This window comes from Saccharothrix stipae (assembly GCF_054781895.1).
Genome location: NZ_BAAGTN010000031.1, coordinates 301402 through 314821, shown reverse-complemented (window position 1 = coordinate 314821; position 13420 = coordinate 301402). Strand labels below are relative to the sequence as shown.

The following is a 13420-nucleotide window of genomic DNA, read 5'->3' as shown; positions in this document are numbered from 1 at the left end:
CACATGGGCGACTACGCCAAGGCGCTGGGGGCAAAGCTCCGCGCGATCCGCCAGCAGCAGGGCTTGTCTTTGCACGGCGTCGAGCAGAAGTCCGGCGGTCGCTGGAAGGCCGTGGTCGTCGGCTCGTACGAGCGCGGCGACCGCGCCGTGACCGTGCAGAAGCTCGCCGAACTGGCCGACTTCTACGGCGTCCCGGTGGCCGAGCTGCTGCCGGAGGGCCGGGTGCCGTCCGGTGCCGAACCCGCCACGAAGATCGTCATCAACCTGGAACGGCTGCAACAGCTGCCGGCGGAGAAGGTCGGGCCGCTCGCGCGGTACGCGGCCACCATCCAGAGCCAGCGCGGCGACTACAACGGCAAGGTGCTGTCCATCCGGACCGAGGACCTGCGGTCCCTGGCGATCATCTACGACATGACGCCGGGCGAGCTGACCGAGCAGCTCATCGACTGGGGCGTGCTGCCCCCCGAGGCCCGACCGGCCAAGGAGGACTGAGCACGCGAAGAGGGCCACCCGCCGGTTCGCCCCACGGGTGGCCCTTTCGGCCTGGACTTCGCCCGCGCCCGCGCGGGCACGTCGTGCGGTGGCGTGCGCCCTAGAGCACGGCCCGGAGCTGGTCGGCGATGACCGCGATCCGGCCGAGCACGCCGTTGACGAACCGCGGCGAGTCGTCCGTGGACAGGCCCTTGGCCAGCTCCACCGCCTCGTCGATCGCGACCGCGTCGGGCACGTCGGCCGCCCACAGCAGCTCGTAGAGCCCGATCCGCAGCACCGCCCGGTCGACCGCGGGCATCCGCTGCAACGTCCAGCCCTCGGCGTGCTCGGAGATGAGGTCGTCGATCCGCGCGCGGTGCGCCGTGACGCCTTCCACGAGCGAGATCGTGTAGTCGTTCACCGGCGGCACGTCCGTCGAACCGACCCGGTCCGCGAGCAGCGTCACCGGGTCGATACCCCGCTGGTCCGCTTCGTAGAGGACGTCGACCGCGCGTTTGCGCGCCTTGCTCCGTGCGCCCATCTCAGCCGTTCACTCGACCCAGGTAACGGCCGTCGCGGGTGTCGACCTTGATCTTCTCGCCGGTGGTGACGAACAGCGGCACCTGGATCTCCGCGCCGGTCTCCAGCGTGGCGGGCTTGGTGCCGCCGGTGGAGCGGTCGCCCTGCAGGCCCGGGTCGGTGTGCTGGATCACGAGTTCGACCGAGGTCGGGAGCTCGACGTAGAGCGCGACGCCCTCGTGCAGGGCGACGACCGCTTCCTGGTTCTCCAGCATGTAGTTCGCCGCGTCGCCGACCGTCTCGCCCGGGACGTTGATCTGGTCGTAGGTGTCGCCGTCCATGAAGACGAAGTCGGCGCCGTCCTTGTACAGGTAGGTCATGCCGCGCTTGTCGACGGTGGCCGTCTCGACCTTGGTGCCCGCGTTGAAGGTCTTGTCCACGACCTTGCCGGACAGGACGTGCTTCAACGTGGTGCGCACGAAGGCGCCACCCTTGCCCGGCTTCACGTGCTGGAACGCGGTGACGGTCCACAGCTGGCCGTCGAGGTTCAGCACCAGGCCGTTCTTCAGGTCGTTGGTGGTGGCCACGGTGGTGGGCTCTCCTGTTGCGTGAGTGAGGCGCCGACGGCAGGGCCGACGATCCGACTGACGTCGGCCAGGCCGACGATCCGACTTCAGACGACCACGAGTTCCTTCGTGGTCAGGGTGAGGAGCTCCGGGGCGCCTTCGCGCACCACGAGCGTGTCCTCGATGCGGACACCACCCTTCCCGGCCAGGTACACACCGGGCTCGACGGTGACCGCCATGCCGGGCAGAAGTGTACCGTCACCCGCCTTCGACAGCGCTGGAGCCTCGTGGATCTGCAGGCCCACGCCGTGCCCGAGGCCGTGCAGGAAGTCGTCGCCGTGCCCGGCCTCCTCGATCACCGCGCGCGCCGCCGCGTCCACGTCCGAGACCCGCGCGCCGACCGCCAGCGCGGCCCGGCCGGCCGCCTGCGAGGCCGCGACCAGTTGGTACAGCTCGCGCTGCCAGTCGGAGGCCCGGCCGACGACCAGGGTGCGGGTCATGTCGGAGTGGTAGCCGTCGACCAGCGCGCCGAAGTCCAGCTTCACGAAGTCGCCGTCGCGGACCACCGCGTCGGTCGGCCGGTGGTGCGGCACCGCCGAGTTCGCGCCGGTCGCCACGATCGACTCGAACGACGGTCCGGCCGCGCCGTGGTCGAGCATCCGGTTCTCCAGCTCGCGGGCGATCTCCTTCTCGCTGCGGCCCGGCCGCAGGCCGCCGTGCTCGATGAGGCCGGCCAGCGCCCGGTCGGCCGCCGCGCACGCCATGCGCAGCGCCTCGACCTCGGCGTCGTCCTTGACCAGCCGCAACCGCTCGACCAGGTCGGCGGACCGGACCAGTGCCGCGCCGTCCGCCGCGTCCGCCAGCGCGTCCAGGCCGTCCACGGTCACGTGGTGGCTCTCGAAGCCGACCCGGTCCGACTTGCCCTTGGCGGCGCGCTTGACCAGCGCCACGTCGCACGGCCGGTCGATGACCCGTTCCAGGTCCGGCACCTGGGCCGCGGCCTGGGTGAGGTAGCGGCCGTCGGTGCAGAACACCGCCGCGTCGTCGGAGTCGGCGTGCACCAGCAGCGCCGCGTTCGACCCGGTGAACCCGGTCAGGTAGCGGACGTTGAGCAGGTTGGTCACCAGCAGGGCGTCCAGCTCCCGGTCCCGGAGCATGGCACGCAGGGCGGCGCGGCGCGTGGAGTGCGGCATGTCAAGCAGCGTAGAGGCCGGCGGACCGCCTCACCCTGACGCTCGTTCGGGTGAACCGTGCCGGATCGTGCGACAACTTGTGTGACGGACAGTGCGGACGTGCCCTGGTGACCGGCCGTCGGCCCGACCTAGGGTGGACGCATGCGCGCGTGGCTGGTCCGAGGGTTCTGGATGGGGTTGTTCCACGGCGGGGTGCAGACCGGCACCTCGGCGGTGAGCGTCCACAGCCCCGAGGCCGCCTCGTCCGTCCGGTACATCGCGATGGGGCTGGTCGTCGTCATCGGCGTGCTGTGGGGTGCGCTGGACGCGTGGCGCGGGCTCGACGGGCGGGGCATGGTGTGGTTCGTCGCCGCGCTGGTCGCCGGGCCGCTGGCCGGGGTCGTGGGCGTGGTGGGCCGGTCGCTGGTCGACCAGACCGGGCTCGAATCGCTCGGGCCGGCGCTGACCGGGGGCGCGGCGTTCACCGCGTTGCTGGTCATGGCGACGGCCGCGATCGGGATGGGCATCGGCAACGCCCTGCCCCAGCCCGACGGGTCGCGGCAGGCCGACGGTTCGGCCTAGCGGCGCAGTTCGCCCGCCTTCTCGAACGAGTCCCAGTCCTTCTTGGTGACCTGGCTGAGCTGCGAGGAGTTCAGCGTGACGAGCTCGATGGCGGCCTCGCCCGAGCCGAGCACCCACAGCCGGTCGGCCACCAGCAGCCCGATCCGGCCGTCGGGCGCGCGCACCGCCTTGGCGCCCGCCGGGATCTCCGCCACCACGGGCAGGTCGTCCACGACCGGCGGCCGGCGGGCCAGCACGCCGACCGCGAGCCGGTCGGTCACCGAGCGGCGCTCCAGCCGCACCACCTCGCCGTCCAGCACGAGGTCCGTGGTGTTCGCCGGTGACGGCACGGCGTAACCGTGCAGCAGCGCCGCCGAGTCCTCGGTCGCGCAGCCCGGCACGCCCGCGAGGTCGAGGCCGAACTGGCCGAGGTTCGTGGGTGCCGCCGCCGCGCCGTCGACGGTCGCGCGGATCACGTCCACCGCGATCCGGCCGCACGGGTCCTCGGCGGTCACCGGCGCGTGCCCGAGGGGCGTGCGGACCAGGCCGGGGCCCTCCCGCCACGGACCGGGGATGTGGACCTGGGGGTGCGGGTTCGCGGTGAACGCCTTGTTCCAGAACGTCAGGCTCGTGCCGTGCTCGGTCTCGTGGGCGATGACGAACGCGTGCAGCGCGTCGACGTACATCCAGTCGGCGCTGAACGCGTCCACCACCGAGCGGGTCCGCTTCGAGCGCGTGTCGGGCACCTGCTGGAAGCCGGACGGGCCCAGCGCCTGCACGCCGGAGGCGAACGTCGGGTCCTTGGAGCGCAGCACGAACTGGCCCGCCCCGTTCCACCCGGCGGCCTCACCGGTCGTGTCGGTGAACATGAGGTGGAACCAGCCGTCGACGACCAGCACCGACGGCTGGCCCGCGCCGTAGGTGTTGTCCCTGGTCCTGTCGTAGGACGGGCTCACGATCGGCTTCCCGCCCGCCGCGCGGGTCCACGTGATGCCGTCCGGGCTGGTGGCGACCCCGATGGCGTTGCCGTTGGCGTGATCACCCGCCGCGCCCGTGTAGTAGAGGTAGTAGGTGTCGCCGAGCCTGATCACCGACGGGTCGCAGGTGTGCACGCCGTCGAAGCCGTTGACGCTGCCGGAGAGCACCGGCACGGCGGGCGCTCCGCCGGGTGCGCCGAACGGCCCGGCCGCCGAGGCGCTCTCCGCGTAGAGCAGGTCGTCACCGGGAGGTGCGGCGGCCATGAGCTGGCTGCACCACCACATGCGGTGCCTACCGCCCTCCAGCAGGACCGTCGGCCCGTAGTTGTACGGCGCGTCGCCACCGTGGGCCACCACGCCACCGCTCTGCCTGCCCCGATCGGTGGCCAGCGGCACCGGCTTCGGCGGCTCCTTGGCCGCGCTGCCGCTGGGCGCGGTGGACGTGGGCGCGGCACTGCTCGCGAGGGGTTCCGACGCCGGGTCGGCGGCACTCGGGGCACAGGCCGTCACGAGCACGACGGCCAACGCGGACCCGAGGAACCTCACCGCTCCCACCTCGGAACTGGACATGGCAGGGCCGATCTCCCACTTCTCCCGGCATCAGGACACCGGGAATACGGCGGCGCCCCGGTTCCGGTTCAGTGTAGAGATCGACTCCGCCCATCGAGTGTCAACCGGACGAGGCCACCAACTCCACCTCGAAACCGTCCGTGTTCTCCAGGTAGGCGGCGTAGTGATCCGGACCACCTGCATGGGGGTATCTGTCCGCGAACAGCGGGGACCAGCCGTGTTCGACCCCGTCGGCCGCCAACCGGTCGACCTCCGCGCGGCCCGCGACGTGGAACGCGAGGTGGTTGAGCCCGGTACCGAGGCGATGGTGCGCGTCCAGCGCGGGCGAGTGCTCGACCACCACGTAGGTGGGGCCGAGCCGCCAGCTGACCCCGGCCGGCCAGCGCTGGTACTCGACCCAGCCCAGTTCGCCGAGCAGCCAGCCGATGCTGTGCTCGGCGCGGGCGAGGTCGGGCACCCACAGTTCGACGTGGTGCAGCTGTCCTGCCGTCACGTGCCCGCCACCGTCAGCCGCGACTCATCCCCCGACCGCCGTCACAGCAGCACGCTCCCACCCGACTTCGGCTCGGCGGCCACCGCGGAGTACGCCGCCGCGATCAGCGCCGGATCAGGCCCCTCCAACCGCCCGGGCTTCGCCAACCCGTCGAGCACCACGAACCGCAGCACCCCGGAGCGGGTCTTCTTGTCCGTCCGCATCCCCTCCAGGAGCTGGCCGAGCGCGTCCGGGTCGTAACCGGTCGGCAGGCCGAGCGAGGTGAGGATCGAACGGTGCCGGTCGGCGGTCGCGTCGTCCAGCCTGCCCGCCAGGCGCGCCAGCTCCGCCGCGAACACCAGACCGACGCTGACCGCCGCCCCGTGCCGCCAGCGGTACCGCTCGCGGCGCTCGATGGCGTGCGCGAGGGTGTGGCCGTAGTTCAGGATCTCCCGCAGGTCCGACTCGCGCAGGTCGGTGGACACCACGTCGGCCTTGACCTGGATCTTGCGCCGGACCAGCTCCTCGATCACGTCGCCGGACGGGTCCAGCGCGGCGTCCGGGTCGGCCTCGATCAGGTCGAGGATCACCGGGTCGGCGATGAACCCGCCCTTGACCACCTCGGCCATGCCCGCGACCAGCTCGTTGCGGGGCAACGTCTCCAGCGTGGCCAGGTCGACCAGCACGGCGTCCGGCTCGTAGAACGTGCCGACCAGGTTCTTGCCCGCGTCGGTGTTGATGCCGGTCTTGCCGCCGACCGCCGCGTCCACCATGCCCAGCAGCGTGGTGGGCACGTGCACCAGCTTCACCCCGCGCATCCAGGTGGACGCGACGAACCCGGCCAGGTCGGTCACCGCGCCGCCGCCCAGGCCGATCACGACGTCCGTGCGACCGAGGCCGATGCGGCCGAACACGTCCCAGCAGTACCCGGCGACCCGCAGGTCCTTGCCGTCCTCGGCGTCGGGCACCTCGACGCGGTGCGCGTCGATCCCGGCCGCCTCCAACTCGCCGCGGACCGCGTCGGCGGTCTCGGCCAGCGTGGGCGTGTGGACGATCGCCGCCTTGGCCGTGCCCTTCAGGGTCTCGACCAGGTCGCCGAGCAGGCCGCGGCCCACCACCACGTCGTACGGTCGTTCCGCGGCCACGCGGATCCGCACCGGCTCGCCCATCACCACTCCCCTCGTCGGGTCACCATTCGACCACGTCCGCTCCGAGCACGTCGCCGCCCCACACCCCGGCCAGCACGTCGGCCTGGTCCCTGATCGCCCGCCGGGCCGCGCCCTTGACCTTCGACCAGCCCGTGACCTGGAACGTCACCGTCCGGCCGCTGAACTCGTGCCGCCACGCGCCCGCCACCCGGCCGTGCAGCACGAGCGCGCCGGGAGCGCCGACGGGCCGCCACACCCGCTTGGCCACGTCCGGGTCGGCGACCAGGTGGCGCGGGCCGAGCAGGTACGGGTCGCGCGGGAACAGCAGCAGGCCGGCGGGCGGGTCGGGCGTCGCCTCACCGCCCGCGGCAGCCGGGTCGAGGACGTCCTCGTGCGCGAGCAGCCGCTTGCCGTCGACCCGGACCGGGCGCAGGTCGGGCCACGTGTCCTGGGGTCCCGCGCCGAGCCACTTCTCCGCGTCGGCCTTGGCGAAGGGGCCGACGAGCCGCGCGTAGTCGCGCAACAGGGTCGGTTCGCCGGGGTCTTCGACGGCGGGTTTCGCGGTCGGCCGGCGGAAGACCAGCTTCGCGCCGTGGTGCTCCAGCTCGATGCCCGCGAGGAGCGTGCCGAGTCGGAACAGGTTCTCGATGACGTGGTCGGTGCCGCACGTCGGGCAGTGCGGCCGGGCGACCTCGGGCAGTCGGGGGCTGATCGCGGCGGACAGCTCGCCCTTGGTGGCCGTGTCGCCGGGGAACTCGCGGTGCATGAGGTCCACGACCAGCTCGACGTGCTCCAGGTCGGGCACCGGGTACGCGCCGCACCACGCCGCCAGCTGCCGCGGGGTGCGCGGTCGGAGCTGACGGCGCAACGCGGGCAGGTCCTCGCGGCGGTGCAGGTGCGGCGCGCCGCGCAGGCTCAACACCCGCACCAGGTCGTCGGTGCCCGCACGGCGGCCGCGCACGCCCAACGCCGCCGCGCCCGTCTTGGGCGGGCTGTCCACCACGCCCAACGGCAGCACCGCGTCGGGGTCGTCGCCGTGCAGACCCTGCACCGCGGCTCGGTGCGCGAGGACGCGGGCACCGGTCACGTCCACCGGGGATCAGGTCCCCGGCGCAGGCGTGCCCAGCACGGCGTCGACCACCTGCTCTGGGCCGAGGTCGTCGGTGGCCACCTCGATCGTGGCGACCTCCCGGTACAGCGGCAGGCGCGCGTCGAGCAGGGACTTGAACGTCGCACGCGGGTTCACGCCGGCCAGCAGGGGCCGTGCGCTGGACATGCCGGTGCGCTTCACGCCCTCGGCCATGCCGACGTTGAGGAAGACCACGGCGTGGCCCGCGAGGCGACCGCGGGTGGCCGCGGACAGCACCGCGCCGCCGCCGAGCGCCAGCACGCCGTCGTGGGTCTTCAGGCCCTCGGCGACGGCTTCCTCCTCCAGCGCGCGGAACGCCGGTTCGCCGTCGTCGGTGAAGATGTCTGAGATCGGCTTGCCCGCGGTGGCCACCACGTCGTCGTCGGTGTCGCGGAAGGCGACGCCGAGGCGTTCGGCGAGCAGCCGGCCGACCGTCGTCTTGCCGGCTCCGGGTGGGCCGAGGACGACGAACCGAGGGCTCACATCCCCTCCCAGCGGGCTTCCAGCGACTCCAGGTAGGCGACGACGTTGCGCTTGGTCTCGGCGATCGAGTCGCCGCCGAACTTCTCCAGCGCCGTCTCGGCCAGCACCAGCGCCACCACGGACTCCAGCACCACGCCCGCGCGCGGCACCGCGCACACGTCCGAGCGCTGGTGGATCGCCACCGCGGGCTCTCCCGTTCGGACGTCCACGGTGGACAGGGCACGGGGCACGGTGGAGATCGGCTTCATGGCGACGCGCACGCGCAGCGGCTCGCCGTTGGTGATGCCGCCCTCCAGGCCGCCCGCCCGGTTGGAGCGGCGCGTGACGCCCTTCGGCCCGGTGCCCCGGTCGATCTCGTCGTGCGCCTGGCTGCCCCACCGCTCGGCGGTGGTGAAGCCGTCGCCGATCTCGACGCCCTTCATCGCCTGCACGCCCATCAGCGCGCCGGCCAGCCGTGCGTCGAGGCGGCGGTCCCAGTGCACGTGCGAGCCGATGCCCGGCGGCAGGCCGTAGGCGATGACCTCGATCACACCGCCGACCGTGTCACCCGCCTCCTTGACCGCCTCGACCTCGGCCACCATCGCCTCGGTGCCGCGCGCGTCGAAGGCCCGGACCGGGCTCTCGTCGACGGCGGCCAGGTCGTCCGGTCCCGGCACGGGCGCGTCGGCGGGCGTCCTGGCCTTGCCGATGGAGACGACGTGGCTGATCACGTCGACGTCGAAGACCTGCTTGAGGAAGTGGCGGGCGACGGTGCCGAGCGCGGTGCGGGCCGCGGTCTCCCGGGCGCTGGCGCGCTCCAGCACGGGCCGGGCCTCGTCGAAGCCGAACTTCTGCATGCCGGGCAGGTCGGCGTGGCCGGGCCGGGGCCTGGTCAGCGCCTCGTTGCGGCCGGTCGGCTTGAGCTCGCCCGGGTCGACGGGGTCGGGGGACATCACCTTCTGCCACTTGGGCCACTCGGTGTTGCCGATCCGGACCGCGATGGGGCCGCCCTGGGTGAGCCCGTGGCGGACACCGCCGAGGATCTCGACCTCGTCGGCCTCGAAGCCCATGCGCGGGCTCCGGCCGAACCCGAGGCGGCGGCGCTCCAGTTGAGCGGTCAGGTCGGCGGTCGTGACCTCGACCCCGGCGACCATGCCTTCCAGCACGGCGACGAGGGCCGGTCCATGGGACTCCCCAGCGGTGATCCAGCGCAGCACGAGGCGATCCTTCCACAGTGTGAACGCGGGCCGAGCGCCCAGGTGAGGTGTGCCGACGTCCCGCCGCGCGGCTCAGCCGGCCGACACCGCGACCAGCCACGTCGCCGCCACCAGGCCGGGACCGTGCGGGATGCCGTCGTCCGGCCACCACCGGCCCAGGACGAGGGTGAGCGCGCTCGCCAGCAGCGCGCCGACCGGTAAGGCGAGCCACGACACCGAGGCCAGCACCGCGCCGAGCGAGCCGGCCAGCTTCACGTCTCCCCCGCCCATCGCCGCCGGTGCCACCAGGCGGACGAGCAGGTGGAAGCCACCGAACAGCAGGCAGCCCGCCAGCGCCCGCCACAGGTCCGCCCCGCACAGCCACAACGCGACACCGATCGCCGGGTACGCGGGCAGCGTCAACGCGTCCGGCAGGCGGCGGTGGCGCAGGTCGGTCACCGTCAGCAGCACGCCGAGCCACGCCACGAGCAGCGGCACGGGCAGCCACCGCGGCGGCGCCAACGCCCAGGCCACGAACCACAACACCGCCGTCGGCGCGGCGCACCACAGCCAGTGCACGTCCGCACCGCGCGGCAGGCGGCGGAGCAACCCGGCGCCCACGGCGCCGGCCACGAATCCCGAGATCACCATGGGACCAGCGTCGGCCCGGGAACACCGGTGGCACAACGAGAAGTGCGGGTGAACGGTCCATTCACCCGCACTCCCACCGGGAGGTCAGCGCTGCCAGGAGAACAGCGCGTCACCCGCCACGACCGGGCCGCCCGCCTGGTCCAGCACCACCTCCGGCGCCGCGTCCAGCGCGATCACCGGGCAGATCGGCGCGAAACCCGCCGCCTCCACCTCGGCCGGGTCCCACGTCACCACGGGCTGCCCGGCGCGCACCGCCTCGCCCTTGACCACGTGCAGCGTGAAGCCCTCGCCCTTGCGCTTCACCGTGTCGATCCCCAGGTGCACCAACACCGCCGCGCCGTCCGCGGTGGCCACGACGAACGCGTGCGGGTGCAGCGTCACCACCGTGCCGTCCACCGGCGACACCACGTCGGCACTCACCCGGTCGGGCTCGACCGCCACCCCCGGACCCACCATGGCCTGCGCGAACACCGGGTCCGGCACCTCGGTCAGCGGCACCACGCGACCGCTGACCGGACTGGTCACGCGCAACGTCACAGGAGGTCCTCGATGTCGCTGGCGATCGTGTCGGCCTCGGGGCCCACGACCACCTGGACGACGTTGCCCGCGCGCATCACGCCGTGCGCGCCCAGGCCCTTCAAAGCCTTCTCGTCCACCAGGGAACCGTCTTCCAGCTCACAGCGCAGGCGCGTGATGCACGGCTCGATCTCCACGATGTTGTCCGCACCGCCGAGCGCGGCGAGGATCCGCGCTGCCTTGTCGTCCGCCACTTGAAGTCCTCTCTCGACACCTGGCCTGAGGGTGCCACCGCTCGGGCACGGTCCCGTAACGGCGGTTGACACCCGGTTGGCGCGCGGAGCATCCTCCCCGCACCAACTGGTCTAGACCGGAAAGTACCAATCCGGGTCTACCGACGCGAGCACCGGGGAGGTGTCATGCACCGCGGCGAGATCGTCGACGGGCCGAAGCCCAAGCACGCCCAGCTCCGCGACATCCTGCGGCGCATGGCCGAGCAGGAGCTGCCCCCGGGCTCGCCCATCCCGTCCGAGCGCGACCTCGCCCAGCAGTACGGGGTGTCCCGCATCACGGTCCGCGCCGCCGTCGGCCAGCTCGTCGCCGAAGGCCTGCTGACCAGGGCCAAGGGCCGGGGCACGTTCACCGCCCGGCGCCGCCTGGACGTGCAGCTGTACCTGGAGTCGTTCACCGACGACATGCGCAGGCGCGGCCTGACCCCGGCGACCGAGGTGCTGGCCTGCGCCGAGGAGGAGCCACCGCCCGAGGCGGCCACCGCGCTCGGCCTGCTGCCGCACGAGCCGGCGTGCAAGCTCGTCCGCCTGCGCCGCGCGGACGGCGTGCCGCTCGCCGTCGAACGGGGCTGGTACAACCCGCGGGTCGTGCCCGACCTCGACCGGCACGACCTCACCACCTCGCTCTACACCCTCATCGCCGACACCTACGGGGTGCAGCTCGACCACGCGGGCCAGACCGTGTGGGCCGAGGACGCCGACCCCGAGACGGCGACGTTGCTGGGCATCCGACCCGGCAGCTCGCTGCTGGTCTTCCGCCGGGTCTCCAGCTCACAGGGCAGGCCCGTCGAGGACATGACGTCCTGGTACCGGGGCGATCTCTACCAGGTGACCATGCAATTGGACCGGACCGTCCCGGAATCCGGCCCGCACCACTCCGCCAAGGGAGGTACCCCATGAGCGCCAGCGCCCCACAGGCGACCGGCGGTCGTGAGATCAAGGGACTGGCCGGTCTCCAGCGCTTCGGTCGCAGCCTCATGCTGCCGATCGCCGTGCTGCCCGCCGCCGCCCTTCTGCTGCGACTGGGCCAGCCCGACATGCTGGGCAAGGACGGCCTCGGCTGGAACCAGGTAGCCGCCGTCATCGGCAACGCGGGCGACGCGCTGTTCGCCAACCTGCCGCTGCTGTTCGCGGTCGGCATCGCCGTCGGTTTCGCCCGGCGCGGCGACGGTTCTACGGGTCTGGCCGCGGTGGTCGGCTACGTGGTGCTGCAAGGCGTGTTCAAGGCGATGTCGCCGCTGGTCCTCGACCAGCCGACGGACCCGACCGCCGACCCGGTGCTGATCGACTACCGGGTGCTCGGCGGCATCGTCGTCGGTCTGATCACCGCCGTGCTGTGGCAGCGGTACCACCGCATCAAGCTGCCTCCCTACCTGGCGTTCTTCGGCGGCCGGCGGTTCGTGCCGATCCTGGTCGCGGGCGTCATGGTGGTCGTCGGCGTGCTGATGGGCCTGGTGTACCCGGTGTTCGCGGCGGGGTTGAACAACGTCGGCGAGGCCATCACCGGCAGCACGATCGTCGGCGCTGGCATCTACGGCGTGGTGAACCGGCTGCTGATCCCGCTCGGCCTGCACCACATCGTCAACAACGTGCTGTGGTTCCAGTTCGGCGACTACGAGGGCAAGACCGGTGACATCCCGCGCTTCCTCGCGGGCGACCCGACCGCGGGCACGTTCCAGACCGGCTTCTTCCCGATCTTCATGTTCGCCCTCCCGGCGGCGGCGCTGGCCATCGTGCACACCGCGCGGCCCGGTCAGCGGAAGATCATCGCGGGCATCATGGGGTCGGCGGCGCTGACCTCGTTCATCACGGGTGTGACCGAGCCGCTGGAGTTCGCGTTCATGTTCGTGGCGTGGCCGCTGTACGTGATCCACGCGGTGCTCACCGGCACCTCGCTGGCCATCAGCAACGCGTTGGGCATCCACGACGGCTTCGGGTTCTCCGCCGGTGTCATCGATTACCTGCTCAACTTCAACATCGCGACCAAGCCGTTGCTGATCCTGGTGCTGGGCGCGATCTACGCGGTCATCTACTACTTCTTGTTCCGCTTCGTGATCACCAAGTGGAACCTGAAGACGCCGGGGCGTGCCGAGGACGAGGATCCCGAGGACGACCAGAGCGTGGTCGACGGCGGCGAGAAGACCGCCAAGACCGACAGGCGTGAGAAGGAAGGCCGGTCGGACGCCGCGGCGTCCTGACGGCGAGCAGAAGGACGAGAGGACGGGTCATGCCTGAGCGACGGGTCACCGTGGCGAGCAAGGTCGGACTGCACGCGCGCCCTGCCGCACTGCTGGCGAAGGCGGCGGCCGGGCAACCGGTGCGGGTCACCATCCGCAAGGACGACGGCCAACCGGTCGAGGCGGCGAGCGTGCTGGGTCTGATGACGCTCGGCGCGATGCACGGCGACGAGGTCGTCCTCGCGGCCGACGGCGACGGCGCGGACGCCGCGCTGGAGGCGATCGCGGAGATCATCGCCACCGACCTCGACGAAGGCTGATCGCCTCGGCACGTCACCGGGCCCTGCTCGCACTTCACGCGAGCAGGGCCCGCGGCGTGTTCTGAGCGTTGAACTCGGGGGTCCTGAACGTAGGACTCTCGCGTTCTGAACGTAGGACTCACGCGTTCTGAACGTAGGACTCACGCGTTCTGAACGTAGGACTCACGCGTTCTGAACGTAGGACACGCGCGTTCTGGAGGTAGGACACGCGCGTTCTGGAGGT

17 protein-coding genes are annotated in these 13420 nt (G+C 72.3%); 5 read left to right on the top strand and 12 right to left on the bottom strand.

The annotated features are described in order from the left end of the window. Positions 1-3 precede the first annotated feature (3 nt). Positions 4-492 (top strand): transcriptional regulator BldD, encoded by a 489-nt coding sequence (bldD, locus tag ACYVLT_RS39830; protein WP_015103676.1) that lies wholly within the window; start codon positions 4-6, stop codon positions 490-492. A 100-nt stretch (positions 493-592) separates the two neighbouring features. Here the strand turns inward: bldD and nusB are convergent, their stop codons facing one another. From nusB to ACYVLT_RS39815, 3 genes are all read right to left on the bottom strand, one after another. Continuing rightward, positions 593-1012: a transcription antitermination factor NusB gene (nusB, locus tag ACYVLT_RS39825; RefSeq protein ID WP_360449691.1), complete on the bottom strand. Its 420-nt coding sequence runs from the start codon at positions 1010-1012 to the stop codon at positions 593-595. Between the two features lies 1 nt (position 1013). Then, on the bottom strand, positions 1014-1577 hold the full coding sequence (gene efp / locus ACYVLT_RS39820) for an elongation factor P (RefSeq protein WP_360449689.1): 564 nt from the start codon (positions 1575-1577) through the stop codon (positions 1014-1016). Positions 1578-1663: 86 nt separating this feature from the next. Next, entirely contained in the window at positions 1664-2749 is a 1086-nt protein-coding gene (locus tag ACYVLT_RS39815; protein ID WP_461125331.1) for a M24 family metallopeptidase, read from the bottom strand. A gap of 141 nt (positions 2750-2890) precedes the next feature. Between ACYVLT_RS39815 and ACYVLT_RS39810 the strand changes: the two genes are divergently transcribed. Continuing rightward, positions 2891-3310, top strand: a complete 420-nt coding sequence (locus ACYVLT_RS39810; protein WP_461125330.1) for a B-4DMT family transporter — start codon at positions 2891-2893, stop codon at positions 3308-3310. Here ACYVLT_RS39810 and ACYVLT_RS39805 read toward each other — a convergent pair. The 9 genes from ACYVLT_RS39805 to ACYVLT_RS39765 all read right to left on the bottom strand — a co-directional run bounded on the left by ACYVLT_RS39805 (position 3307) and on the right by ACYVLT_RS39765 (position 10664). Then, positions 3307-4812, bottom strand: a complete 1506-nt coding sequence (locus ACYVLT_RS39805) for a glycoside hydrolase family protein (RefSeq protein ID WP_461125329.1) — start codon at positions 4810-4812, stop codon at positions 3307-3309. The genes ACYVLT_RS39810 and ACYVLT_RS39805 overlap by 4 nt on opposite strands. A 124-nt stretch (positions 4813-4936) precedes the next feature. Beyond that, a complete protein-coding gene (locus ACYVLT_RS39800) occupies positions 4937-5329 on the bottom strand; it encodes a VOC family protein (RefSeq protein ID WP_461125328.1) in 393 nt (130 codons plus the stop codon). A gap of 41 nt (positions 5330-5370) precedes the next feature. Then, a complete protein-coding gene (gene aroB / locus ACYVLT_RS39795; RefSeq protein WP_461125327.1) occupies positions 5371-6477 on the bottom strand; it encodes a 3-dehydroquinate synthase in 1107 nt (368 codons plus the stop codon). Positions 6478-6496: 19 nt separating this feature from the next. After that, positions 6497-7549 carry a DNA glycosylase AlkZ-like family protein gene (locus ACYVLT_RS39790; RefSeq protein ID WP_461125326.1) on the bottom strand — a complete coding sequence of 351 codons (1053 nt, stop codon included), beginning with the start codon at positions 7547-7549 and terminating at the stop codon, positions 6497-6499. A gap of 6 nt (positions 7550-7555) precedes the next feature. Beyond that, positions 7556-8068 (bottom strand): shikimate kinase, encoded by a 513-nt coding sequence (locus ACYVLT_RS39785; protein ID WP_461125325.1) that lies wholly within the window; start codon positions 8066-8068, stop codon positions 7556-7558. Continuing rightward, on the bottom strand, positions 8065-9264 hold the full coding sequence (gene aroC, locus ACYVLT_RS39780) for a chorismate synthase (RefSeq protein ID WP_461125324.1): 1200 nt from the start codon (positions 9262-9264) through the stop codon (positions 8065-8067). The genes ACYVLT_RS39785 and aroC overlap by 4 nt, the downstream gene beginning before the upstream one ends. 72 nt (positions 9265-9336) lie before the next feature. Further along, entirely contained in the window at positions 9337-9894 is a 558-nt protein-coding gene (locus tag ACYVLT_RS39775) for a prepilin peptidase (RefSeq protein WP_461125323.1), read from the bottom strand. Positions 9895-9978: 84 nt separating this feature from the next. Next, on the bottom strand, positions 9979-10431 hold the full coding sequence (locus ACYVLT_RS39770; protein WP_461125322.1) for a PTS sugar transporter subunit IIA: 453 nt from the start codon (positions 10429-10431) through the stop codon (positions 9979-9981). Beyond that, positions 10428-10664: a PTS glucose/sucrose transporter subunit IIB gene (locus tag ACYVLT_RS39765; RefSeq protein ID WP_360449663.1), complete on the bottom strand. Its 237-nt coding sequence runs from the start codon at positions 10662-10664 to the stop codon at positions 10428-10430. Before ACYVLT_RS39765 ends, ACYVLT_RS39770 begins: the two co-directional genes overlap by 4 nt. Before the next feature lie 165 nt (positions 10665-10829). On the opposite strand from ACYVLT_RS39765, the gene ACYVLT_RS39760 reads away from it, so the two are divergent. The 3 genes from ACYVLT_RS39760 to ACYVLT_RS39750 are packed head-to-tail and all read left to right on the top strand — an operon-like array spanning position 10830 to position 13197. Then, on the top strand, positions 10830-11600 hold the full coding sequence (locus ACYVLT_RS39760) for a GntR family transcriptional regulator (protein WP_461125321.1): 771 nt from the start codon (positions 10830-10832) through the stop codon (positions 11598-11600). Further along, entirely contained in the window at positions 11597-12898 is a 1302-nt protein-coding gene (locus tag ACYVLT_RS39755; protein ID WP_461125320.1) for a PTS transporter subunit EIIC, read from the top strand. Before ACYVLT_RS39760 ends, ACYVLT_RS39755 begins: the two co-directional genes overlap by 4 nt. Positions 12899-12927: 29 nt before the next feature. After that, a complete protein-coding gene (locus tag ACYVLT_RS39750; protein WP_461125319.1) occupies positions 12928-13197 on the top strand; it encodes an HPr family phosphocarrier protein in 270 nt (89 codons plus the stop codon). Positions 13198-13420 lie beyond the last annotated feature (223 nt).

Bases quoted from the DNA above. Each gene is read 5' to 3' on its own strand.
- bldD (WP_015103676.1), top strand. From the start codon at position 4: ATGGGCGACTACGCCAAGGCGCTGGGGGCAAAGCTCCGCGCGATCCGC.
- nusB (WP_360449691.1), bottom strand. From the start codon at position 1,012: ATGGGCGCACGGAGCAAGGCGCGCAAACGCGCGGTCGACGTCCTCTAC.
- ACYVLT_RS39815 (WP_461125331.1), bottom strand. From the start codon at position 2,749: ATGCCGCACTCCACGCGCCGCGCCGCCCTGCGTGCCATGCTCCGGGAC.
- ACYVLT_RS39810 (WP_461125330.1), top strand. From the start codon at position 2,891: ATGCGCGCGTGGCTGGTCCGAGGGTTCTGGATGGGGTTGTTCCACGGC.
- aroB (WP_461125327.1), bottom strand. From the start codon at position 6,477: ATGGGCGAGCCGGTGCGGATCCGCGTGGCCGCGGAACGACCGTACGAC.
- ACYVLT_RS39775 (WP_461125323.1), bottom strand. From the start codon at position 9,894: ATGGTGATCTCGGGATTCGTGGCCGGCGCCGTGGGCGCCGGGTTGCTC.
- ACYVLT_RS39760 (WP_461125321.1), top strand. From the start codon at position 10,830: ATGCACCGCGGCGAGATCGTCGACGGGCCGAAGCCCAAGCACGCCCAG.
- ACYVLT_RS39755 (WP_461125320.1), top strand. From the start codon at position 11,597: ATGAGCGCCAGCGCCCCACAGGCGACCGGCGGTCGTGAGATCAAGGGA.
- ACYVLT_RS39750 (WP_461125319.1), top strand. From the start codon at position 12,928: ATGCCTGAGCGACGGGTCACCGTGGCGAGCAAGGTCGGACTGCACGCG.